Genomic DNA, 23,061 nt, shown 5'->3' with positions numbered 1-23,061 from the left:
TACACGCCTGTATAGCCATCGTCCAGTGGGACGGCGGCCCAACCGTCGGCGACCAGCAGGTGAACCTTCGACGATCACCGCCCCGAACGCTGAAAGCACGCCTCATCAGGCCCCACGCTGGAGTCGTGAAGGTCGCACTCCTCGCAGAATCGTTCCTCCCGCACATGAACGGCGTGACGCATTCCCTGCTCCAGGTGCTCCGCCACCTCGAGCGGCGCGGACACGACGCCCTCGTGATCGCCCCGCGGTCCGGACCCGTCGAGGGCTCGCCACTCGCCTCGCCCGACGGCTCGCGCGACGACGCGCCGGGCGCCCGGCTGCACGGCGCCCGCACCGTGCTGCTGCCCTCGATGCCGCTGCCCACCTATCCCGATGTGCGCGTGACCCTCGCGGGAGCGCACCGGCTCGCGACGCTCCTGCGCGAGCACGACGCCGACGTCGTGCACCTCGCGTCGCCCTTCGTGCTCGGCTGGCGCGGCATCCTCGCGGCCGAGGCGCTCGGCATGCCGACCGTCGCCGTCTACCAGACCGACATCCCGTCGTACGCCGAGCGCTACGGCGTGCCCGGCGCGGCGCCCGCCCTCGCACGGCACATGGCGAAGCTGCACCAACGGGCCACGATCACGCTCGCGCCCTCGGGCTCGGCCGTCGACCGGCTCACGAGCCTCGACGTCGACCCCCACCGCATCGCGCTCTGGCGGCGCGGCGTCGACACCGATCGGTTCTCGCCGTCACGGCGCACCCAGGCGTGGCGGCGAGACGTCGCGGGCGTCACCGGCGACGAGGTCGTCGTCGGCTACGTCGGCCGGCTCGCCCCCGAGAAGCAGGTCGAGGACCTGCGGGCCATCGCCGACCTGCCCCGCACCAGGCTCGTCATCGTCGGCGACGGGCCGTCGAGGGCCATGCTCGAACGGATGCTGCCGACGGCCGTGTTCACCGGCTTCCTCGGCGGCGACGCGCTCGCCGAGGCCATGGCGTGCTTCGACGTGTTCGTGCATCCCGGCGAGAGCGAGACGTTCTGCCAGACGATCCAGGAGGCGCTCGCGAGCGGGGTTCCCGTCGTCGCGACGGGTCGGGGCGGCCCGCTCGACCTCGTCGAGAACAGCGTCGACGGATGGCTCTACCGCCCAGGCGACCTGGCGGGGTTCCGCGACCGGGTGCGCGACCTCGTCGGCGACGACGCCAAGCGGCGCGCATTCGCCGTGCGCGCCCGCGAAGCCGTGCACGGTCGCGGATGGGACGTGCTCGGCGACGAGCTCCTCGGCCACTACGAGCGGGTCGCGGCCGGGGCCGGGCGGACGCCCGCGCCGGCGGCGGGGGCCGCGATCCGGCACCGGGCGCCCGCCGCGACCAGGGATCCGGCGCCCGTCTCGACGCGCGAACGCGGGCCCGCGGCATCCGCCCCGCCCGTGCCGCCGCGCTGGCTGCGCTACGTCGCCGTCGGCGACTCGCTGAGCGAGGGCCTCTGCGACACCTCGCGCATGGCCGCGGGGGAGTTCCGCGGCTGGGCCGACCGGCTCGCGATGCTGCTCGCCCTCGCGAGCCCCGCCGGCGACCGCGTCTCGTACGCGAACCTCGCCGTGCGCAGCCGCAAGGTCGACGACGTCGTCGAGTCGCAGCTGCCGCAGGCGACCGCCCTCGGAGCCGACCTCGTGAGCGTGCTCATCGGCGCCAACGACCTCGTCGGCGCCCGGCCCGCCGTGCACGCGCTCGCCGATCGTCTCGCGGCCTCGGTCGCGGCCGTGCGCGGCACCGGCGTCGACGTGCTGCTCGTGACGCCGTTCATGCCGCAACGCCCTGCCTCGCGGCTCTACGAGGCGCGCTTCGCGGCCTTCGCCGACCGCGTCGTCGGCATCGGCCACGACACCGGTGCGATCGTGCTCGACGTCGCCGCGCTGCCGACGCTCACCGTCAGGGGCATGTGGGCCGAGGACCGCGTGCACCTGAACTCCGCGGGGCATCGCGCGCTCGCCTACGAGGCCGCCAGGCGCCTCGGGGTTCCGGATGCCGCGGCGCTCGGTGCCCTCGAGCAGGCCGCGCACGGCCGAGGCGTCGATGCCGACCCGTTCGCCGGCGACCGCCACGTCGGCGACGCCGCATGGCTCGTACGGCACGCGGCGCCATGGGTCGCACGGCGCCTGCGCGGACGCACGGCCGGCGACGGACGCGACGCGAAGCGCCCCGAACTGCGGCCCGTGCTCGAGGCCGCCCACGCGACATCCGCTGTTCACGGGTGAAAAACATGCGCTCTGCTAGGCTGGACGAGGTTGCCGACCGGTCGCCGTGCAGGTGCACGGCGCCGAACAGCAGCTGACGGAGCAGGCCGGCAGGAAGCTGGTCCCCTGTGGTGGATCACCAATCGACGAACGGATCGAATGGTGGACTTCTACTGGTGGCCAGCGTGAACCCATCGTCCTGATGCGATTCGTATTGCCTGTTCCTGCTCCTGACGTACGAGTCGTGCCCATACGGGGTGCGACGAAAAACAAAGGAGAGAGACCTCTTGGAAGGTCCTGAAATCACGTTCGCCGAAGCCGTCATCGACAATGGCAAGTTCGGCACCCGCACGATCCGGTTCGAAACCGGCCGCCTCGCGCAGCAGTCGCAGGGCTCGGCAGTCGCCTACATCGACGAAGAGACCATGCTGCTCTCGGCGACGTCCGCCTCCAAGCAGCCGAAGGACCACTTCGACTTCTTCCCGCTCACGATCGACGTCGAAGAGCGCATGTACGCCGCGGGTCGCATCCCGGGCTCGTTCTTCCGTCGCGAGGGCCGCCCCTCGACCGAGGCGATCCTCACCTGCCGTCTGATCGACCGCCCCCTGCGCCCCTCGTTCGTCGAGGGCCTCCGCAACGAGGTCCAGGTCGTCATCACCGTGCTCGCCATCGAGCCCGACGAGCTCTACGACGTGCTCGCCATCAACGCCGCGTCGCTCTCGACGCAGCTCTCGGGCCTGCCGTTCTCGGGTCCCGTCGCCGGCGTGCGCGTCGCGCTCATCGACGGCCAGTGGGTCGCGTTCCCCAAGCACAGCCAGCTCGAGGACGCCGTCTTCAGCATGGTCGTCGCGGGTCGCGTCATCACCGAGAACGACGGTTCGCAGGACGTCGCGATCATGATGATCGAGGCCGAGGCGACCGACAACGCGTGGAACCTCATCCAGGCCGGCGCCATCAAGCCGAACGAAGAGGTCATCGCGCAGGGCATCGAGGCATCGAAGCCGTTCATCAAGCAGCTCGTCGAGGCGCAGCTGCAGGTTGCGAAGATCGCCGCGAAGCCCACCGCCGACTACCCGACCTTCCCGCCCTACCAGGCCGAGGTCAAGGCAGTCGTCGAGGCGTTCGCAGCCGCAGAGCTCAAGGACGTCTACAAGATCGCCGGCAAGGTCGAGCGTCAGGACGCCGATGACGCGCTCAAGGCGCGCGTCAAGGCCGAGGTCGCAGCCAAGGTCGAAGCGGGCGAACTGCCCGAGTCGGCCAACGCCGAGGTCTCCGCGGCCTACAAGTCGGTCACCAAGAAGGTCATGCGCACGCGCGTGCTCGAAGAGGGCGTCCGCATCGACGGCCGCGGCCTCGCCGACATCCGCCCGCTCGATGCCGAGGTGCAGGTCGTGCCCCGCGTTCACGGCTCGGCCATCTTCCAGCGCGGCGAGACCCAGATCCTGGGCGTCACCACGCTGAACATGCTGAAGCTCGAGCAGCAGATCGACTCGCTGAGCCCGGTCACCAAGAAGCGCTACATGCACAACTACAACTTCCCGCCCTACTCGACCGGTGAGACCGGTCGCGTCGGGTCGCCGAAGCGTCGCGAGATCGGGCACGGCGCACTCGCCGAGCGCGCGCTCGTGCCGGTGCTGCCCACGCGCGAGGAGTTCCCCTACGCCATCCGCCAGGTCTCCGAGGCACTCGGCTCGAACGGCTCCACCTCGATGGGTTCGGTCTGCGCCTCGACGCTGTCGCTGCTCAACGCCGGTGTGCCGCTGCGCGCCCCCGTCGCGGGCATCGCGATGGGCCTCATCTCCGACACCGTGAACGGTGAGACCCGCTACGCGGCCCTCACCGACATCCTCGGTGCCGAAGACGCCCTCGGCGACATGGACTTCAAGGTCGCCGGCACGTCGGAGTTCGTCACCGCGATCCAGCTCGACACGAAGCTCGACGGCATCCCCGCCTCGGTGCTCGCCGGCGCGCTGACGCAGGCGAAGGAGGCTCGCACGACGATCCTCGCCGTGCTGAACGCCGCGATCGACGCTCCCGACGAGATGGCCCCGACCGCGCCCCGCGTGATCTCGGTGCAGATCCCCGTCGACAAGATCGGCGAGCTGATCGGCCCGAAGGGCAAGACGATCAACGCGATCCAGGACGAGACCGGCGCCGACATCTCCATCGAGGAGGACGGCACCGTCTACATCGGCGCCGTCGACGGTCCGTCGGCCGAGGCCGCTCGCGCGCAGGTCAACGCGATCGCCAACCCGACCAACCCCGAGGTCGGCGAGCAGTTCCTCGGCACCGTCGTGAAGATCGCCGCCTTCGGCGCGTTCGTCTCGCTGCTGCCCGGCAAGGACGGCCTGCTGCACATCAGCGAGGTGCGCAAGCTCGCCGGTGGCAAGCGCGTCGAGAACGTCGAAGACGTGCTCGGCGTCGGCCAGAAGATCCTCGTCGAGATCACGAAGATCGACGACCGCGGCAAGCTCTCGCTCGCTCCGGTCGTGGCCGAAGACGCCGACACCGAGGGTCGCGAGACCGCCGGTATCCACTCCGAGGTTGCTGCAGAGGGCGCCGACGCGTAACCACCGCGTCACCGCGTTCATCGCAGACCGATGCCCCGCCCGATTCGTTCGGGCGGGGCATCCGTCGTCTTGCCGTCGTGTCGTGATGCGCTGCGCTGAGCGCTGCGATGCGCTGCATGGGTCGGCACCTCGAAGTGGGGATGGCCGGGCGTTCGGCCTCGGAGTAGCGTCCGCCCCATGATGAAGAATGCTCACTTCAAAAGGGGGCTTCCGTCTCGTCTCGGTGCCCTCGCGCTGATCTCCGCCGCCCTGATCGCCGGCATCGCCGCCGCTCCGGCGGCCGCCCAGCCGACCACGGCCGCATCAGGTGCGGCCTCGGCCGTCGCGACCGGCTGGTCTCCGCCCGCGCGCGGCTACGTCGCCCTCGGCGACTCGTTCACCGCGGGCCAGGGTGCTCCGCCGTACCGCTCCGACGACTGCAAGCAGAGTCGCTTCACCGGGTATCCGACCATCGCCGCCGTCTTCAGCCTCTACCGCCTCACCGAGAACAAGGCGTGCTCGGGCGCGACCGTCGCCGACACCGCGGCGCAACTGGCGGGCGTGAGCCCGCAGACGAAGCTCGTGACCCTCACGGTGGGCGGCATCGACGCCGGCTCCAACGAGGTGCTCGCGGGCTGCGCCCTGAACCCCGATCCGGCCGTCGACCCGTGCAAGACGGCGCTCGAGACGAGTGCGGCGAAGCTGGCCGTGCTCGGTCCGCAGCTGGTCGGGCTCTACGCGACGATCGCCGCGACCCTTCCGAACGCGAAGGTCGTCGTGCTGAACTATCCGCGCCTGTTCGCCCCGGGCGTCGCGCCGCTCGGCGACCTCGTCAACACCGCGAGCGACGGGCTCAATGCCGTCATCGCGGGGGCGGTCGCGGCGACCGGCAACCCGCGCGTCACCCTCGTCGACGTGACGCAGGAGTTCGCCGGCCACGGCATCGGCTCGCGCCTGCCCTACATCGCGTTCGACCCGGCGAACCCGCTGGCCACGGCGAACTTCCATCCGAACGCCCTCGGCAACGCACTCGGGTACGCCCGCGCACTCGCGAACGACCGGGTGCTGAGCCGCTGAGCCACGGCAGACGCTGATGCCCCGCCCGATGCGTTCGGGCGGGGCACCCGTCGTCTGCTGCGAACCCGGAGAACGGATGTCGCGGTCGCGCGCGACTCGCCGCACCGCGGTCGCGAATGGTCGCTCCACGACGAGCAGAGCGACCATCTGCGTCCGTGCGATCGGGCCGACGCCGCTCAGCGGAACGGGTTCACGCTGGGGCGGATCAGCGCGTCGCGCTCGGGCAGCGCCGCAGCGACGACCGCCCGTGTATCGGCTTCGGATCGCAGCCGGTCGGCGTCAGCCCGGCGGGCCGCTCGCCGCAGGCCCCATTCGGTGATGCGGAGTCCGCTGCGCACGGCCAGCACGGCGATGACTCCCGAACCGGGGGAGAGGAGTGTCGTGGTCATGTCAGAGCTCCTTCGTGGTGTCGGTGGGGTCGGTCGTGATGTCGTCGGCGTTCGTCGTGGTGTCGGGGCTGCCGGTCGGCGCCGTCGGCTCCCCGCGCATGAGCGGGAACGCGTTGATGTGGATCTGCACCGGTCGCGAGCCGGGGGAGGGCGTGCGCTTGTGGGCGTCGATGTAGCGCATCAGCACGACGTCGAGGTCGGCGACGAGTGCGCCGAGTTGCTCGGGCGTGAGGCGCAGGTTGATGGTGTCGCTCGTCGCGATGTCGAGCCACTCGTCGCCGAAGACCTGGTCGCCCTCGAGCACGAACTCGCGGAAGTTCGTCTCGCGCGAGCGGAACCACTCGTCTTCGACGAGCTTGACGGCGAGGCGCTCGGCGCTGCCGGCGGGCAGCGACCTGGCATCGGGGATCGCGATCGAGCCCGGCGTGCGCTCCCACCAGCGCTCGCGGCCCTTGCCGCGCGTGGTGTCCTCGCGCACGAGGCCGGCGCGTTCGAGCTGGCGCAGGTGGTAGCTCGTGGAGCCGCTCGACTCGCCGAGGCGTTCGCCGAGCCCGCTCGCGGTCATCGGGCCGTACGACGAGAGCTCGTCGTAGATGCGCACCCGCAGCGGATGGGCGAGCGACTTGAGGCTCGAAGAGGGCAGGACGTGGTCGATGCCCGGGTGCCGCGTGCTGCTGGGCTGGGCCGAGAGGTCGCGGGGCTGGTCGGTGGACATGATGCAAAGATAACGCTGCAAAGAGAACGTTGCAAGGATTTCTTTGCAACGTATTCTTTGCATCATCCCGTCCGCCGCATTCAGGACCATGACGGATGTCACGGGCAGGTCGTGACGTCGGTGTGAGGGCGACCACCTCGACGGCGCCGACCATGGACTCATGGGAACAGCAGAACTCACCACCGCAGCCGCCGGCACCGCGGCATCCGCACCGCTGCTCGCGGTCGACGTGCGCGCCGTCACCAAGCGCTTCGGCTCCGTCCACGCCGTCGACGGCGTCGACCTCCAGATCGAGCCGGGCGAGATCGTGGCCTTCCTCGGGCCGAACGGGGCGGGCAAGACCTCGACGATCGACCTCATCCTCGGACTCTCCTCACCCGACGCCGGCACCGTCGAGGTCTTCGGCCGGAGCGCGCGCACGGCGGTCGCCCAGGGTTTCGTCTCGGCCGTGCTGCAGACGGGCGGACTGCTCAAGGACCTGACGGTCCGCGAGACCGTGGCGCTCACCGGCAGTCTGTTCGCCGACCGCCGTCCGGTCGATGAGGTGCTCGAGCGCGCCGGCATCCTCGAGATCGCCGACCGCATGGTCGGCCTCTGCTCGGGCGGCCAGCAGCAGCGCCTGCGGTTCGCGATGGCACTGCTCAGCGACCCCGGCCTGCTCATCCTCGACGAGCCCACGACGGGCATGGACGTCACGGGGCGCCGCGACTTCTGGAACGCGATCCGCGAGGATGCCGCACGCGGCCGCACCGTGCTGTTCGCGACCCACTACCTCGACGAGGCCGACGCCTACGCCGATCGCATCGTGCTGATGCGCCAGGGGCGGATCGTCGCCGACGGCACTGCCGCCGAGATCAAGAACCTCGCCTCGGGGCGCACGGTGCACGCGACCATTCCCGGAGCCGATGCCGTCGCCCTCGCCGCACTGCCGGGGGTCGATTCGGTCGAGGCCCAGGGCGAGCGGTTCGCGCTCGTCACCCGGGACTCCGACGTCGTCGCCAGGCACCTGCTCACCGCGACCGCCGCCCGCGACCTGGAGATCACCGGGCAGAACCTCGAGAGCGCCTTCATCGCCCTCACCTCCGAAGGGAAGTACTGACCATGAGCACGACCGCACCCGCACGCACCGACCGCGTGAGCCTCGAGCGCCGGGTCCCGCCGTTCGGTGGCTTCAACCTGACGTTCCTCGGCATCGAGCTCAAGCGAAAGCTGCGCAACCGCCGCACGCTCGCCTTCACCGTCGTCTTCCCGGTCGCGATGTACCTGCTGATCGGCTACCCGAATCGCGACCAGCCGCTCACCGACCTGCCGATCGCCGACGGCGGCCTCTCGGTCGCCGCGTACATCATGGTCTCGATGGCCGTGTACGGCGCGATCATCTCGGCCACCGCGGCCGGCAGCGCCGTCTCCATCGAGCGCGCGCAGGGGTGGAGCCGCCAGCTGCGCCTCACCCCGCTGCATCCGATCGCCGGGGTGGCGACGAAGGTGATCGCGGGCATGATGCTCGGCCTGCTCGCGGTCGTGGCGACCTACATCGCGGGGGCCGCCACCGGCATCCGGATGTCTCCGGAGCAGTGGATCGCCTCTGGTCTGACCGCCTGGCTGCTTGGCTCGGCCGTCTTCACCGCGCTGGGCCTGCTCGTCGGCTACCTCGTGCCAGGCGAGAACACGGCTCAGGTCACGAACCTCGTCGTCGTGTTCCTGAGCTTCATCGGCGGACTCTTCTACCCGGTCGACTCCATGGCGCCCGTGCTGCAGGACATCGCCGCTTTCACCCCGGTCTACGGCATCGGGCAGATCGCGCGGGCGCCGCTCACGGGCCAGGGCGTCGACCTGCTGTGGTTCCTGAATGCGATCGCGTGGCTCGCGATCTTCGTGCTCGGCACCGCCTGGGCGTTCCGTCGCGACACGAAGCGCGTCTGACCGAGCCGCCCGTCGTGCCGCGCCGACCCGCGCGGACCCGCGCGGCACGACCGGCACGCCCGGCCTCGTCCCCCGATCCGCTCCGTCCTAAGGTGAGACACGTGCGCGACACGAGCATCGACATGCCTTTCTCCGGCCCGAGGTGGCCGATCATGCCGCCGTCGTCGGCCGGCCCGCTCACGACGTTCCCGGCGGTGCTCGTCTCACGCGGGGCGCGCAGCTGGTACTTCGGCGCCGGTGTTTCGCTCCTCTGGCTCATCGGCGTCGGCGACGCGGTGATCGCGCAGTCGTCCTCGACGTGGTCCGCCGTGGTCGGTGTCGCACTCGTGGTCGTGTTCGCCGTCGCGTTCCTCGTCGCCGCGCCGCTCGGCTGGTCGCTCACGCTCCGTGGTCGCCGGCTCGTCGCGCTCGGCTTCTTCGCGCTCTCGTTCACGCTCATGCCATGGCTCGGCTGGGAGGTCTGCAACGTCTGGACCTACGTCGGCGTGCTGATCGCCGTGACCGTGCTGCCCTGGCGGGAGACCTGGACGTCGATCCTCGCGCTCGGCGGTCTCTCGCTGCTGCTCGGATACCTCACCGAGGGTTGGCACGAGCACGTGCTCTCGACCCCGGCGATCATCATCTCGATCTCGCTCATGATGGCCGCGTTCGCCCGCACCCTCGCCGCGATGAACCAGCTCCGGGCGACCCAGGCGCAGCTCGAGTCGATGGCCGTCGAGCGCGAGCGCGGACGCGTGGCGCGCGACCTGCATGACATTCTCGGTCATTCGCTCACGGTCATCACCGTCAAGGCCGAACTCGCCGGGCGGCTCGTCGAGGCGGATCCGGCGCGGGCCCGATCCGAGATCGGCCAGGTCGAGCAGCTCGCGCGCGGCGCACTCGCCGACGTGCGCGCGACGGTCGCCGGGTTCCGCGGGGTCAACGTGAGCACCGAGCTCCTCGCCGCAAGGTCCGCGCTCGAGGCCGCCGGCATCGAGGCCGACCTGCCGCGGTCGACGGATGCCGTGCCCGAACCTCGTCGCGAACTCGCCGGCTGGATCGTGCGCGAGGGCGTCACGAACGTGATCCGGCATTCGGGCGCATCCCGGTGCCGGGTGCGGTTGGCGTCCGACGCCGTCGAGGTCGCCGACGACGGGTTCGGTCCGAGCGCCGCCTCGGCGGGTTCGAACGGTCTCGCCGGCCTGCGTGAACGCGTCGAGGCTGCGGGCGGCACGATGACCGTCGGACGCGGCGACCTCGGCGGCTTCACCCTGAGGGTGGCGCTGTGATCCGCCTGCTCATCGCCGACGACCAAGCCCTCGTGCGCGGTGCGCTCTCGGCGCTGCTGGGGCTGGAGCCTGACATCGAGGTCGTCGCCGAGGTCGGTCGCGGCGACGAGGTGGTCGCCGCAGCGCAGGCCGCCACGCCCGACGTGGCGATGCTCGACATCGAGATGCCGGGCGTCGACGGCATCGCCGCTGCCGCCGAGCTCCGTCGGGCGATGCCGACGTGTCGCGTCATCATGGTGACGACGTTCGGACGGCCCGGGTACCTCAAGCGGGCCATGCGCGCCGGCGCCTCCGGATTCGTCGTGAAGGACACACCGGCGGCCCAGCTGGCCGACGCCGTGCGGCGCGTCGCCTCCGGCCTGCGGGTGGTCGACCCCGTGCTCGCGGCCGAGTCGCTCGCGCAGGGCGACTCGCCCCTCACCGAGCGAGAGACCGACGTGCTCTCGGTCGCGCGCACGGGCGGTTCGATCGCCGACATCGCCCGCATCCTGCACCTATCGGAGGGCACGGTGCGCAATCACCTCTCGAGCGCGATCGGCAAGACCGAGGGCCGCAACCGTGCGGATGCCGCGCGCATCGCCGAGGCCAACGGCTGGCTCTGAGGCATCCGCCCGTTTCGCTTCGGAGTCGGCGTGCCCGTAGGAGCCCGGCGTGGGTCAGGCGTCGCCGGTCGCCCCGAGCCGTCGCAGCACGGCCTCGGSGAGCCGATCGGCGCTGCCGGGGGTGCGGTCGAGGTAGAGCAACGGCTCGACGAGTTCGAGCTCGAGAATGGCGAGGCGCCCGTCGAGGCGAACGACGTCGATCCGGGCGAAGAGCGGGTCGAAGGGCAGCCCGGCGAGCATCGCCGCGACCTGCGCGAGGTCGTCGCCCGACGCGTCGATGCGCTCGACGGTGCCGCCGTAGATGCCGTGGGCGCGGAAGTCGCCCGACGCCGGACGCTTGCGCAGCACGTGGCTCGGCTCGCCGCCGATGAACACGAACGAGAGTTCGCCCTCGTCGATGATCGCGTCGGCGAAGGGCTGCACCATGACCTCGGTGTCGGGCGGCAGCGCATGCAGCACGTCCGCGAGCCCTGCGGCGGCCGTTCGGATCACGCCAGAGCCGCCGACGCCCACGGCCGGCTTCAGCACGAGTTCCGGCCAGCCGGCGGCCGCGACCGACGCGACGAGGCGATCGGCGTCGGAGGGGAGCCCTCGCAGGACCGGCACGATCGCCACCCCGAGCCGCTCGAGGTCCTCGAGGTAGCGCTTGTCGAGGTTCCACCGCACGGCGTCGAGCGGGTTGAGCAGCGTGCACGCCGACCGGTCGATGTCGGTCAGCACGTCGACGAACCGGGTCGGCCGGTCGACGTAGTCCCAGGTGCTGCGCACCACGGCGGCGTCGTAGGCTCCCCAGTCGACGCCGTCCTGAGACCAGACCACCGGCTCGGCCTCGATGCCGCGTTCGCGGAGCGCCTCGATGAGCAGTCGGTCGTCGTCGAACAGCGCCTCGACGTCGCCGATCTCCCAGGTCACGAAGCTCGGGAGTCGTTCGCAACGCAGGATCGCAACACGCATTCGGGGCCTCAATTCGATCTCGCCAGCAGCGGCGCCAGTCGGTAGGGGATGAGCTCGCCCATGGCGAGGGAGGTCTCGGTTCGCACGACGCCGTCGATCGCGAGGATCTCGCCGTCGATGCGGAACAGGTCGTGCGCGTCGCGGCACACCACGCGCACGAGCAGGTCGACCGAGCCCGAGAGCCCGTGCGCCTGGATCACCTCGGGGATCTCCGAGACGGCGGCGACCACCTCGTCGAGCCGCTTCTGCAGCAGGTGCACCGACACGAAGGCCTCGAGCGGGTAGCCGATCGGCACGGGGTCGATGCTGCGCTCGAACGACAGGAAGGCGCCGGATGTCTCGAGCCGGGCCATGCGCGCCTGCACCGTGTTGCGCGAGAGGCCGAGCCGGTCGGCGAGGGCCACCACCGTCGCTCTCGGGTCGGCGCCGAGTGCGCCGAGCAGGGCGCGGTCGACATCGTCGTAACCGGTCATACTGCGAAACGATAGCACCCCTCTGGTGCCCCTCGTTGAGCAACATGCTCAACCGATTATCGAATGCTTGAGCGCTGTGCCATCTCGACGTACGCTCACGGTATCCGGCAGTGTCGCCGGGTACGACCGCTCACGAGGCGGTCGTCGAGAGCGAGGATCCACCCATGACCCCATCCGACCGAATCGCCACCGGGCTCCTGACCCGGGCCGACGGCTTCGCCCAGCTCATCACGCCCGAGGGCGAACGTCGCGCCGACCCGGCCCTCGATCGTTGGGTCGTCGACATCGACACCGAGGCGCTGCGCGGCCTCTACCGGGACATGTCCGTGCTGCGCCGCATCGACTCCGAGGGCATCGCCCTGCAGCGACAGGGCGAGGTCGGCCTCTGGCCGCCGCTGCTCGGCCAGGAGGCCGCACAGGTGGGCTCGGCACGGGCCCTGCGTTCCGACGACTTCGTGTTCGGCAGCTACCGCGAGCACGGCGTCGCCTGGGTGCGCGGCATCGATCCGGCCGACGTGCTGCGCGTCTGGCGCGGGGCCGCGTCATCCGGCTGGAATCCCTACGACTACGGCATGGCCGTTCCGCAGATCATCATCGGCGCGCAGTCGCTGCACGCGACCGGCTGGGCGATGGGCGCGGCCTGGGACGGCTCGGATGCCGCGGCCGTCGCGTACTTCGGCGACGGTGCCACGAGCGAGGGCGACGTCAACGAGGCCCTCGTCTTCGCGGCGAGCTTCGAGGCGCCCGTCGTGTTCTTCTGCCAGAACAACGGCTGGGCGATCTCCGAGCCGGTCGGCCTGCAGTCCAAGCAGCCCCTCGCGCAGCGCGCCGACGGGTTCGGCGTGCCCGGCATCCGCGTCGACGGCAACGACGTGCTCGCCGTGCTCGCGGCGACGCGGATCGCCCTCGACCGCGCCCGGCGCGGCGGTGGCCCGACGTTCATCGAGGCCGTGACCTACCGCATGGGCCCGCACACGACGGCCGACGACCCGAAGCGCTACCGCACCGACGACGAGCTCGCCGACTGGCGCGCACGCGACCCCATCTCCCGCGTAGGGGCGCTGCTCGCGGCATCCGGAACCGACCTCGAGGAGCTCGACCGCGAGGTCGAGGGCGAGTCGTCGCGCGCCGCCGCGGCGCTGCGCGCCTCGATCGCGACCATGACCGATCCCGAGCCGATGACCGTGTTCGACCACGTGTACGCCGAACCGCATTCGCATCTCGACCGCCAGCGCGACCACTACGCGAGGTACCTCGCGCAGTTCGACGACGGCGACACCGCTGCGTCCGAGGGAGGCGCCCGATGACCACGCTCACCCTCGGCGGCGCCATCAACGCCGGCCTCCGCCGTTCGCTCGCCGGCGACGACCGCGTCGTGCTCATGGGCGAGGACATCGGCACGCTCGGCGGCGTGTTCCGCGTCACCGACGGCCTGAAGGCCGAGTTCGGCGCGCACCGCGTCGTCGACACCCCGCTCTCGGAGGCCGGGATCATCGGCACCGCGGTCGGCCTCGCGTACCGCGGCTACCGGCCCGTCGTCGAGATCCAGTTCGACGGGTTCATCTATCCCGGGTTCGACCAGATCGTCGCGCAGGTCGCGAAGCTGCACCGGCGCTCGCGGGGCACCGTGAAGATGCCGATCACGATCCGGGTGCCGTTCGGCGGCGGCATCGGCGCGGCCGAGCACCACTCCGAGTCGCCCGAGGCGTACTTCGCGCACACGGCAGGGCTGCGAGTCGTCTCGTGCTCGGATGCCGCCGACGCCTACGTCATGATCCAGCAGGCCATCGCGAGCGACGACCCCGTGCTCTTCTTCGAGCCCAAGCGCCGCTACCACGTCAAGGGCGAGGTCGACGATCGGGCGAGCCTCGCCGACGCCAAGCCGATGGGCATCGCGTCGGTCGTGACATCCGGAACCGACGTGACGCTCGTGACGTACGGCGCGCTCGTGCAGGTCGCGCGCGACGCGGCCATCGCCGCCGCCGAGGAGGGCGTGTCGATCGAGGTCATCGACCTGCGTTCGCTCTCGCCGCTCGACCTGAGCACCGTCGCCGGCTCGGTGCGCCGCACCGGTCGACTCGTCATCGCGCACGAGGCCGGACAGCAGCTGGGCCTCGGCGCGGAGATCGCGGCGAGCATCACCGAGCGGTGCTTCGAGTTCCTCGAGGCGGCGCCCGTGCGCGTGACGGGGCACGACATCCCGTACCCGCCCGCGAAGCTCGAGCGGTACCACCTGCCCGACCTCGACCGCATGCTCGACGGCGTCGACCGGGCCCTCGGCCGGCCCAACTCGCTGAGCGGGGTGGAGGCATGAGCATGATCCGCGACTTCCCGTTGCCCGACCTCGGCGAGGGCCTCACCGAGTCCGAGATCGTCGCCTGGCGCGTCGCGGTCGGCGACCGCGTCGAGCTCAACCAGATCATCGCCGACGTCGAGACGGCCAAGGCGGTCGTGGAGCTCCCGTCGCCGTTCGCGGGCGTCGTCACGGCGCTGCACGCGGGCGAGGGCGAGACCGTCAACGTCGGTGCGCCGCTGTTCTCGTGCGACACGGGCGAGGGCTCGCCGGCAGGGTCTGCCTCGCCCGCGGAGCCCGTCGCGACGGCCGACGTCGACGAGCAGGCGGCGGATGACGCGCCCGGCCCGAACCTCGTCGGCTACGGCGCCGGTGCCGAGTCGGGTCCGAAGCGTCGTGCCCGGCGTGCTGCGCTCGCGGCAGACCTGGTGCCCGCCCCGCCGGCCGAGGACGCTCCCGCGGAGGGGGCGCCCGCCGAGGCGCTGCCTGCCGAGGCGCTGCCTGCCGTCGCCGCGCCCGCTGAGCAGGGTCCGCCTTCGGAACGACCGCGTTCCACGCCGCCCGTGCGCAAGCTCGCGCACGACCTCGGCGTCGACCTCGCGGCACTGCACGGCTCGGGGGACCGCGGACTCATCACGCGCGCCGATGTCGAGGCCGCGGCATCCGCATCGGGTGACGGCAACGCCGTCGACGCGCCGTCGCAGGCCTCCGCATCCGATGAACCCGCGCAGTCGACGCCGAACGGGCGTCTCGGCGGCGGCGTCGGCGGGCCGGAGCGTGCCGACGTGCGCATCCCGATCCGCGGCGTGCGCAAGCACACGGCGGCCGCGATGGTGCAGAGCGCGTTCACCGCGCCGCACGTGACGGAGTTCCTCACGGTCGACGTCACGGCCGCGATGGACCTCGTGCGCAGCCTTCGGGAGGACCCCGCGTTCGCCGGGCACCGCGTCACCCCCCTCGCGGTCGTTGCGAAGGCCGTGTGCCTCGCCGCCCGGCGGACCCCCGACGTGAACGCGCGTTGGGAGGAGGCGTCGCAGGAGATCGTCCAGTTCGCCTCGGTGAACCTCGGCATCGCGGCGGCGACCGAGCGCGGGCTGGTCGTGCCGAACGTGAAGGCGGCCGAGCGGCTGACGCTCATCGAGTTGGCCGATGCGATCGGCGAGCTCGCGACCACCGCGCGCGAAGGGCGCACGCGGCCCGCGGACCTCACGGGCGGCACCCTGTCGATCACGAACGTCGGCGTGTTCGGCGTCGACGCCGGCACGCCGATCCTGAACCCGGGCGAAGCGGTCATCCTCGCGATGGGCGCCGTGCGTCGTCAGCCGTGGGAGCACCGCGGCGAGATCGCCCTCCGCGAGGTCATGACGCTGAGCCTCTCGTTCGACCACCGCCTGGTCGACGGGCAGCAGGCGGCGTCCTTCCTCACGGATGTCGGCGCGCTGCTGCGCGATCCGGCCCGTGCGTTGACGATGGTGTGACCGTTCGTCGGTAGGCCCCTGTCGGCGGTCTCGGCCGGGGAGGATGATGGCGACATGGACCCGCAACGCATCCTCACCCCGGACGAGGCCGCCGACGCGCTCGTCGGCACCGCGTTCACCCACGTCGGCGCCCGGCTCGAGGGCGCCTATCGCACGGCGGACTTCGCGAGCGCCGTTCGCCTGCTCGACGCCGTCGCCGTCGTGGCCGACGAGGTCGACCACCATCCCGACGTGCGCGTCGCCTGGGGCGCCATCGCGTTCGAGCTGAGCTCGCACGACGCGGGCGGCGTGACCTCACGCGATCTCGAGCTCGCCCGACGCATCCAGGCGCTCGCCGAGGCACAGGGGGCGCGACCGCACGACTGAAGGCGCGTGGCCGCCTCAGGCGAGCAGGAAGACCAGCTCGTCGACCGGGGCGCCGGTTGCCGTCGTGCCCCCGGGCCGGCCGGAGTCGGGCTCGAAGCCGAGTCGCTCGAGCACGCGGATGCAGGCGTCGTCGTCGGGCGCGACGCGGGTGCGCACGGGCCGTTCGTCGAGCACCTCGAGGTAGAGGCGCAGGGCCCGGCCGGCGATGCCGTCGTCGCGTCGGGTGCCGTCGACGCGGCAGGCGACGAACGCGTCGCCGCGGTCGAGCCAGCGCGCGACCTGGCCGACGATCTCGCCGTCGGCGCGGATGGTGCGGCGGTCGGCGTCGGCGTCGGTGCCCGACGGGGCGTCGGTGCCGATCAGGGCGTCGTCGCCCGGGGTGATCCGGTTCAGGGTGTCGAGATCCGTGTCGCGGGTCGCGCGCAGGCTCACGACATGAGGCTCGCCCATGCCATCTCCTCGAGGATGCCGCGGATGGTGCCGTCGGCGGGTCTGCGCCCAGGGGTGCGGGCGCTGTGCGGTGTGGAGTTGAGCAGTCCGAAGGCGGCGTGTGCCCGGAACCGCAGCTCCACCTCGGCCCGGTCGGGCCTGAGCTCTGCGAGGGTGTCGACCCAGCGTTCGACGTACCGGCGTTGCAGCGAGCGCACCTCGTGGCGCACGCCGGGGTCGAGTTGTTCGAGTTCGCGGTCCTGCACGGCGATGACGTCGGCCTCGCCGAGCGCGAAGGCCACGTGGAACCGGATGAGCGAGCGCAGGGCCGAGGTCGCGTCGGGCGCTTCGGCGAGCACCCGCTCGGCGCCGTCGAGGAGCGAGCGGCTGGCGTCTTCGAGGATCGCGGCGAGCACGGCGGACTTGCCGGTGAAGTGCCGGTAGACGGCGGGTCCGCTGACGCCGACGGCGGTGCCGAGGTCCTCGATGGTCACCCCGGCGTACCCGCGTTCGGCGAAGAGCCGCGCGGCGGCGGTGAGGATCGCCTCGCGTCGGTCGGCCTTCTGCCGGCCGCGCTCGGTGAGCGGCGGCTGCGGTGCCGTCGGGGCCTGTGCGGGTGTGCTTGCCATTTGGATGGGTGCTCGCTAACCTCGGGAATCGAGTTAGTGAACACTAACCGAAAATCGCGAGGTCGCACAAGTGGCGCCGCGACGACGCGGAGGGGCCGATGACGACACTCACGACGGCGATCGATCGATCCGGCGAGGGCGCGCGACGCAACGCCGACGCGCACGCCGAGCTCGTCGGAGAGCTGCGCGAACGGCTCGCGGTCGCCGCGCTCGGCGGCCCCGAGGCATCCCGCGACCGCCATGTCGCGCGAGGCAAGCTGCTGCCGCGCGATCGCGTCGACCGGCTGCTCGACGAGGGCAGCCCGTTCCTCGAGCTCTCGCCGCTCGCGGCCGACGGACTCTACGGCGGCGATTCGCCCGGCGCCGGCATCATCACGGGCGTCGGGCTCGTGCACGGCCGCCCCGTCGTGGTCGTCTGCAACGACGCGACCGTCAAGGGCGGCACCTACTACCCGATGACCGTCAAGAAGCACCTCAGGGCGCAGGAGGTCGCGCGCGAGCACCGCCTGCCGTGCGTCTACCTCGTCGACTCGGGCGGCGCGTTCCTGCCGATGCAGGAGGACGTCTTCCCCGACCGCGAGCACTTCGGCCGCATCTTCTTCAACCAGGCGCAGCTCTCGTCGATGCGCATCCCGCAGCTGGCGGCCGTGCTCGGCTCGTGCACGGCCGGCGGCGCCTACGTGCCCGCGATGAGCGACGAGTCGGTCATCGTCCGCGACCAGGGCACGATCTTCCTCGGCGGGCCGCCCCTCGTGAAGGCCGCGATCGGCGAGGTCGTGACGCCTGAAGAGCTCGGCGGCGGCGACCTGCACTCGCGCGTCTCGGGCGTGACCGACCACCTGGCCGACGACGACGAGCACGCGCTCGAGCTCGTGCGCGACATGGTCGCGACACTGCCGGCGCAGGGCGATCGCGCCTGGGCCGTGCGCGAGCCGCGGCCACCGGCCGTCGACCCTGCCGACCTGACCGCCGCGGTCCCCGTCGACGTGCAGCAGCCCTACGACGTGCGCGAGGTCATCGCGAGACTCGTCGACGCGAGCGAGTTCAGCGAGTTCAAGCCCGACTACGGCGACACGCTCGTCACCGGGTTCGCGCACCTCGACGGGCATCCCGTCGGCATCGTCGCGAACAACGGCGTGCTTTTCAGCGAGTCGGCGATGAAGGGCGCGCACTTCATCGAGCTCTGCGACCAGCGCGGCATCCCGCTGCTGTTCCTGCAGAACATCTCGGGCTTCATGGTGGGCCGCGACGCCGAGGCGGGCGGCATCGCCAAGCACGGCGCGAAGATGGTCACCGCGGTCGCCACCACGCGGGTGCCGAAGCTCACGGTCGTGATCGGCGGCTCGTTCGGCGCCGGCAACTACTCCATGTGCGGGCGCGCCTACTCGCCGCGTTTCCTGTGGATGTGGCCGAACGCCCGCATCTCGGTCATGGGCGGCGAGCAGGCGGCATCCGTGCTCTCGACGGTCAAGGGCGATCAGCTCGCGGTGCGGGGCGAAGAGTGGTCGGATGCCGCGGCCGAGGCGTTCAAGGCCCCGATCCGCGAGCAGTACGAGCAGCAGGGCAGCCCGTACCACTCGACCGCGCGGCTCTGGGACGACGGCATCATCGACCCGGCCGACACGCGAACGGTGCTCGCCATGGCGCTCGAACTCGCGAGCCGCACGCCGCTGCCCGACCCGGCGTTCGGACTCTTCCGCATGTGACGGTGCGGAACCGCCACTCGGCGCCGCCCCCATGCCAGAGTGTTCCCGTACGTGCGTGAACGCGCGAACGGGGAATCGGGGGCGGTATGCAGCGACCATTGGCCGGGCTGACGGGGAAGAACCTCGCGACCGAGTTGACGGCCGGGGTGACCCTGATCGCGATCGCGATCCCGCTGAACATCGGCTACGCGCAGATCGCAGGCCTGCCGGCCACCGCCGGCCTCTACGCCCTGATCGTGCCGACCATCGTCTATGCGCTCGTCGTCTCGTCGCGCCAGCTGGTCGCGTCGCCGGATGCCGCGGCCGCGGCGCTCGTGGCCTCGTCCATCGGCGGCCTCGCGGCCGCCGGCAGCGCCGACTACGCCACCATGGCGCTCGCGCAGGCGATCATCTGCGGCGTCATGTTCGTGCTGCTGTCGGTGTTCAAGCTCGGATTCCTCGCGAACTTCCTCTCGAAGCCGATCCTCATCGGCTTCGTCGGCGGCCTGGCCCTCGACATCATGGTCAGCCAGATCGCGAAGATGCTCGGGGTCGAGATCGACTCGGGCGGCGAGTTCGTCGACAAGGTCTCCGGGCTGCTCGGCGGACTCTCCACGACGAACCTCTGGTCGCTGGCCATCTCGGTCGTCTCGGTCGCCGTGCTCCTGCTCGGCAAGCGGTTCCTGGGTGCCGTGCCGTGGGCGCTCGTGGTGCTCGTGCTCTCGACGGTGCTCGTGGTGCTCGCGAACCTCGACGACGCGGGCGTCGACGTGCTCGGCGCCGTGCCAGCCGGCCCGCCCACGCTCACGTGGCCCGTGCTCGAGTGGACGACCTGGCTCGCGCTCATCCCATCGGCCATCGCCCTCACCCTCGTGACCACCGCCGAGGGCCTGCTCGTCTCCCGCTCGTACGCCGAGAAGCACCGCTACCCGTTCCGCGCCAACCGCGACCTCCTGGCGTTCGGACTGTCGAACATCGCGGCGGGTGCACAGGGCAGCTTCTCGGTCGGGTCCTCGACCTCGCGCACCGCGGCGATGGACCAGGCCCGTTCGCGCACGCAGCTGCCGTCGCTCGTGCTCGCCGTCGGCACGCTGCTGCTGCTCCTCTTCGGCACGAGGCTGCTCGCCGACATCCCCTCGCCGGCGATCGGTGCGGTCGTCGGCGTCGCGATCATCCCGCTTCTCGGCATCCGCGAGTTCGCCGACCTCTGGCGCAAGGACCGCTTCGAGTTCGTCATCGGCGCGGTCTGCTTCGTGGTGACGCTGTTCGTCGGCGCGATCGCGGGCATCGTCGTCGCGTTCACGCTCGCCCTCATCAACCTCGCCAGGCGGGCCTCGAACCCGGCGATCGACGTGCTCGGCACGTCGGGCGATCCGAGCGAGTCGCTGCTCGAGGACACCCCCGTCGGCACGACCACGGTGCCTGGCGTCGTCGTCATCCGGCTCGCAGCCCCGTTGTTCTTCGCGAACGGCAGCGTCTTCACCGCCGCGGTCAAGCGGGCGGTGACCTCCGTCGAGGGCGAGCCGGTGCACGACGTCGTCATCGACATGGAGGCCGTGACCGACATCGACGTCACCGGCGGCGAGGAATTCGAGGCGCTCAAGGTCTGGCTCGCCGACAACCACGTGACGCTGTCGTTCAGCCGCATGCGGAATCCCGCACGCCTGCGACTCGTGCAGCTCGGACTGCTCGGCGACGAGCGCATCTTCGACACCAACCGGGCCGCGATCACGGCGCTCTCCGCCGGGCCCGTCGCCGCGAGCACCATGGACCCGGGCACCACGACAGAGAAGAGCAGCTCATGAACGGCGCCATCGGCGGCATCCTCCCACTCGCACTCGGCGTGGCCATCAGCCCGATCCCCATCATCGCGGCGATCCTCATGCTGCTCTCGCCGAAGGCACGCGTCACGAGCGTCGGGTTCCTGCTGGGCTGGCTGATCGGCATCATCGTGGCGATCACCGTGTTCACGCTGCTCGCGTCGGTCCTGCCCGAGAACGATCCCGACGCGTCGAAGCCGATCCAGGGCGTGATCCAGCTGTTGCTCGGCGCGGGCCTGCTCCTGCTCGCGCTCGGGCAGTGGCGCAAGCGCCCGAAGGCGGGCGAGGAGCCGGTGCTGCCCAAGTGGATGCAGGCGATCGACAAGATCACGTTCTTCGGCGCCCTCGGACTGGGGTTCCTGCTCTCGGCGCTGAACCCGAAGAACCTCATCATGGCGGCGGGCGCCGGCACCGAGATCGGCTCCGCCGGGCTCGCGACCGACGAGATCGTGCTCGTCATCGCGATCTACGTGCTGATCGCCGCGTCGACCGTGGCGATCCCGGTGATCGCCTACCTCATCGCGTCGGCGAAGCTGCGCGGCCCGCTCGACGCGCTGCGCGGCTGGCTCGCGCACGAGAACGCGGTGATCATGGCCGTCCTGCTGCTCGTGATCGGCATCTCGATGCTCGGAAAGGGCATCGCCAGCTTCTGAGGCGCACGGCCTGCGGGCCGTGTTCGGGCTGTCACCTGATGCCGCCTCAGGCTCCGGATGCCGCGGCCGCGCGCTCGACCTCGCCGACCGCCTGCTCCACGCCGCCCCGCCAGGGCGAACCGTGCCCGGGCAGCACCCAGGTCGCGCCGAGACCGGCGATGCGGTGCAGTGACGCGAGCGCCTCGGCCGGGTCGTCGGTGAACGGTGCGGGCTGCGGACCCGTCGTGCCGGTCAGCACGTGGCGGGTGGTGAGCCCGTCGCCGACGAACACCGCGTCGACCGACGGCACGTGGATCGCGACGCTGCCGGGGGAGTGACCCGGCAGGCCGATGATCACCGGTGCGCCCGGCAGGTCGAGCACGTCGCCGTCGTGCACGGCGACGACCTCGGTGAGCGGGGTGGTGCGCAGCCCGTTCTTGCGCAGCGCGTACCAGAGGAACTTCGCCGTCGCGCCGAGCTTCATGTGGCCCCACTCGGGCTTGGTGGATACCTCGCCACGGGCCCGCGCGGCATCCGCCTCGTGCACGAAGACGGGGACGCCGTGGTCGCGGCGCAGGCGTTCGGCGAACCCGATGTGGTCGCTGTCGCCGTGGGTGAGCACGACGCCGCGCACGTCGTCGATCGTTCGACCCATGGCGTCGAGCTCGGCGAGCAGTTCGGTGTACTGCCCGGCGAGCCCGGCGTCGATGATCGTGACGCCATCAGGTGCGTCGACCAGGTAGACGGCGACGATGTCGTTGCCGATGCGGTGCAGCGAGGGTGCGAGTCGCATGGGATGCTCCGATGTTCGTGTTCGTGGTTCGGGCTGGCGATGGCTACGATACATAGCTATGATGGCTAACGTCAATAGCCATTGCGATCGGATACCGGTCGCGTCGCACCCGGAGGAGCCACGATGCCCACCCCAGACCGTACGTCGCTCGCCGCGATCGTCGACGCCGGCCGCGACCTGCTCGAACTCGCGGGACTCGACGGCCTGACCATGCAGGCCGTGGCCACGAGGGTCGGCGTGCGCGCGCCGTCGCTCTACAAGCGCGTGAGCAATCGCGATGCGCTCATCGCCCTCGTGGTCGACGCGACGTTGCGCGACCTCGGGGGTGCCGCCGACGGCGCCGTCGCCGACGCGGGCGGCGACCCTCGAGACCGGCTGCGGGCGCTCGCCCATGCGCTGCGGGCCTTCGCGCACCGTCGTCCCGTCGCGTTCCGCCTCGTCTTCGCGCCGACGTCCGACCTCCACCTCGACCCCGACGCGTTGCGCGCGTCGAGCGTCGCCGTCGTGAGCGCCGCGACCGATCTCGCAGGCGAGGAGCACGGCCTCGATGCCGCGCGAACCTTCACCGCCTGGGCCAACGGGTTCGTGAGCATGGAGCTCTCCGGCGCGTTCCGCCTCGGCGGCGACGTCGACCGCGCGTTCGACTTCGGCGTCGAGGCCCTCGTCGCGGCGGTGGCGGGGGTGGCTCCGGCGCCGCGCATCTGAGCGTCGGCATGGCGTCCTTGCGATTTCAGTTAGTGGTCACTAACATGATTCCAGTTAGTGCACGC

The 23,061-nt window shown here is 71.4% G+C and carries 22 protein-coding genes; 15 read left to right on the top strand and 7 right to left on the bottom strand.

The annotated features are described in order from the left end of the window. Nucleotides 1-125: 125 nt before the first annotated feature. The 3 genes from ASE68_RS12395 (at nucleotide 126) to ASE68_RS12385 (ending at nucleotide 5,842) form a co-directional block, all read left to right on the top strand. Nucleotides 126-2,237, top strand: coding sequence for a glycosyltransferase (locus ASE68_RS12395; protein ID WP_055859012.1), 2,112 nt, complete (start codon nucleotides 126-128; stop codon nucleotides 2,235-2,237). A 266-nt stretch (nucleotides 2,238-2,503) separates the two neighbouring features. After that, on the top strand, nucleotides 2,504-4,786 hold the full coding sequence (locus ASE68_RS12390) for a polyribonucleotide nucleotidyltransferase (RefSeq protein WP_055859009.1): 2,283 nt from the start codon (nucleotides 2,504-2,506) through the stop codon (nucleotides 4,784-4,786). Nucleotides 4,787-4,963: 177 nt separating this feature from the next. Further along, nucleotides 4,964-5,842 (top strand): SGNH/GDSL hydrolase family protein, encoded by an 879-nt coding sequence (locus tag ASE68_RS12385; RefSeq protein ID WP_055859008.1) that lies wholly within the window; start codon nucleotides 4,964-4,966, stop codon nucleotides 5,840-5,842. 176 nt (nucleotides 5,843-6,018) lie between these two features. On the opposite strand, the gene ASE68_RS12380 is transcribed toward ASE68_RS12385, so the two are convergent. Next, a complete protein-coding gene (locus ASE68_RS12380; RefSeq protein ID WP_055859005.1) occupies nucleotides 6,019-6,231 on the bottom strand; it encodes a hypothetical protein in 213 nt (70 codons plus the stop codon). 1 nt (nucleotide 6,232) lies between these two features. Beyond that, nucleotides 6,233-6,946 (bottom strand): transcriptional regulator, encoded by a 714-nt coding sequence (locus ASE68_RS12375; RefSeq protein WP_055859002.1) that lies wholly within the window; start codon nucleotides 6,944-6,946, stop codon nucleotides 6,233-6,235. A gap of 160 nt (nucleotides 6,947-7,106) precedes the next feature. On the opposite strand from ASE68_RS12375, the gene ASE68_RS12370 reads away from it, so the two are divergent. The 4 genes from ASE68_RS12370 (at nucleotide 7,107) to ASE68_RS12355 (ending at nucleotide 10,739) form a co-directional block, all read left to right on the top strand. Next, a complete protein-coding gene (locus tag ASE68_RS12370; RefSeq protein ID WP_055858999.1) occupies nucleotides 7,107-8,045 on the top strand; it encodes an ABC transporter ATP-binding protein in 939 nt (312 codons plus the stop codon). A 2-nt stretch (nucleotides 8,046-8,047) separates the two neighbouring features. Continuing rightward, a complete protein-coding gene (locus ASE68_RS12365) occupies nucleotides 8,048-8,869 on the top strand; it encodes an ABC transporter permease (RefSeq protein WP_200921708.1) in 822 nt (273 codons plus the stop codon). A 122-nt stretch (nucleotides 8,870-8,991) separates the two neighbouring features. After that, nucleotides 8,992-10,137 carry a sensor histidine kinase gene (locus ASE68_RS12360; RefSeq protein WP_055861303.1) on the top strand — a complete coding sequence of 382 codons (1,146 nt, stop codon included), beginning with the start codon at nucleotides 8,992-8,994 and terminating at the stop codon, nucleotides 10,135-10,137. Continuing rightward, entirely contained in the window at nucleotides 10,134-10,739 is a 606-nt protein-coding gene (locus ASE68_RS12355; protein ID WP_055858994.1) for a response regulator transcription factor, read from the top strand. Before ASE68_RS12360 ends, ASE68_RS12355 begins: the two co-directional genes overlap by 4 nt. A 54-nt stretch (nucleotides 10,740-10,793) precedes the next feature. On the opposite strand, the gene ASE68_RS12350 is transcribed toward ASE68_RS12355, so the two are convergent. Continuing rightward, nucleotides 10,794-11,651 carry a RimK family alpha-L-glutamate ligase gene (locus ASE68_RS12350; protein WP_162238273.1) on the bottom strand — a complete coding sequence of 286 codons (858 nt, stop codon included), beginning with the start codon at nucleotides 11,649-11,651 and terminating at the stop codon, nucleotides 10,794-10,796. A 50-nt stretch (nucleotides 11,652-11,701) separates the two neighbouring features. Continuing rightward, a complete protein-coding gene (locus ASE68_RS12345; RefSeq protein ID WP_055858988.1) occupies nucleotides 11,702-12,166 on the bottom strand; it encodes an Lrp/AsnC family transcriptional regulator in 465 nt (154 codons plus the stop codon). 164 nt (nucleotides 12,167-12,330) lie between these two features. On the opposite strand from ASE68_RS12345, the gene pdhA reads away from it, so the two are divergent. From pdhA to ASE68_RS12325, 4 genes are read left to right on the top strand one after another with little or no spacing between them, the layout of a single operon-like run. Beyond that, nucleotides 12,331-13,473, top strand: a complete 1,143-nt coding sequence (gene pdhA / locus ASE68_RS12340; RefSeq protein ID WP_055858985.1) for a pyruvate dehydrogenase (acetyl-transferring) E1 component subunit alpha — start codon at nucleotides 12,331-12,333, stop codon at nucleotides 13,471-13,473. Then, nucleotides 13,470-14,480 (top strand): alpha-ketoacid dehydrogenase subunit beta, encoded by a 1,011-nt coding sequence (locus ASE68_RS12335; RefSeq protein WP_055858982.1) that lies wholly within the window; start codon nucleotides 13,470-13,472, stop codon nucleotides 14,478-14,480. The genes pdhA and ASE68_RS12335 overlap by 4 nt, the downstream gene beginning before the upstream one ends. 2 nt (nucleotides 14,481-14,482) lie before the next feature. Further along, on the top strand, nucleotides 14,483-15,937 hold the full coding sequence (locus ASE68_RS12330) for a dihydrolipoamide acetyltransferase family protein (protein WP_055858978.1): 1,455 nt from the start codon (nucleotides 14,483-14,485) through the stop codon (nucleotides 15,935-15,937). 54 nt (nucleotides 15,938-15,991) lie between these two features. Then, nucleotides 15,992-16,303 carry a 4a-hydroxytetrahydrobiopterin dehydratase gene (locus ASE68_RS12325; RefSeq protein WP_055858975.1) on the top strand — a complete coding sequence of 104 codons (312 nt, stop codon included), beginning with the start codon at nucleotides 15,992-15,994 and terminating at the stop codon, nucleotides 16,301-16,303. Between the two features lie 15 nt (nucleotides 16,304-16,318). On the opposite strand, the gene ASE68_RS12320 is transcribed toward ASE68_RS12325, so the two are convergent. Beyond that, entirely contained in the window at nucleotides 16,319-16,753 is a 435-nt protein-coding gene (locus tag ASE68_RS12320; RefSeq protein WP_157421631.1) for a GNAT family N-acetyltransferase, read from the bottom strand. Further along, a complete protein-coding gene (locus ASE68_RS12315) occupies nucleotides 16,732-17,361 on the bottom strand; it encodes a TetR/AcrR family transcriptional regulator (RefSeq protein ID WP_055858969.1) in 630 nt (209 codons plus the stop codon). Before ASE68_RS12315 ends, ASE68_RS12320 begins: the two co-directional genes overlap by 22 nt. 98 nt (nucleotides 17,362-17,459) lie before the next feature. Between ASE68_RS12315 and ASE68_RS12310 the strand changes: the two genes are divergently transcribed. From ASE68_RS12310 to ASE68_RS12300, 3 genes are all read left to right on the top strand, one after another. Continuing rightward, nucleotides 17,460-19,067: a carboxyl transferase domain-containing protein gene (locus ASE68_RS12310; RefSeq protein ID WP_055858965.1), complete on the top strand. Its 1,608-nt coding sequence runs from the start codon at nucleotides 17,460-17,462 to the stop codon at nucleotides 19,065-19,067. Nucleotides 19,068-19,153: 86 nt separating this feature from the next. After that, a complete protein-coding gene (locus ASE68_RS12305) occupies nucleotides 19,154-20,851 on the top strand; it encodes a SulP family inorganic anion transporter (protein WP_055858962.1) in 1,698 nt (565 codons plus the stop codon). Beyond that, nucleotides 20,848-21,519, top strand: a complete 672-nt coding sequence (locus tag ASE68_RS12300; RefSeq protein WP_055858959.1) for a GAP family protein — start codon at nucleotides 20,848-20,850, stop codon at nucleotides 21,517-21,519. Before ASE68_RS12305 ends, ASE68_RS12300 begins: the two co-directional genes overlap by 4 nt. Before the next feature lie 46 nt (nucleotides 21,520-21,565). Here ASE68_RS12300 and ASE68_RS12295 read toward each other — a convergent pair whose 3' ends face one another. Then, nucleotides 21,566-22,291 carry an MBL fold metallo-hydrolase gene (locus ASE68_RS12295; protein WP_055858957.1) on the bottom strand — a complete coding sequence of 242 codons (726 nt, stop codon included), beginning with the start codon at nucleotides 22,289-22,291 and terminating at the stop codon, nucleotides 21,566-21,568. A gap of 123 nt (nucleotides 22,292-22,414) precedes the next feature. On the opposite strand from ASE68_RS12295, the gene ASE68_RS12290 reads away from it, so the two are divergent. After that, nucleotides 22,415-22,996: a TetR/AcrR family transcriptional regulator gene (locus ASE68_RS12290; RefSeq protein WP_055858954.1), complete on the top strand. Its 582-nt coding sequence runs from the start codon at nucleotides 22,415-22,417 to the stop codon at nucleotides 22,994-22,996. The last annotated feature ends 65 nt before the right edge of the window (nucleotides 22,997-23,061 follow it).

It is taken from the genome of Agromyces sp. Leaf222, from assembly GCF_001421565.1.
GTDB lineage: Bacteria > Actinomycetota > Actinomycetes > Actinomycetales > Microbacteriaceae > Agromyces.
This window is presented reverse-complemented; position numbering and strand designations above follow the sequence as displayed.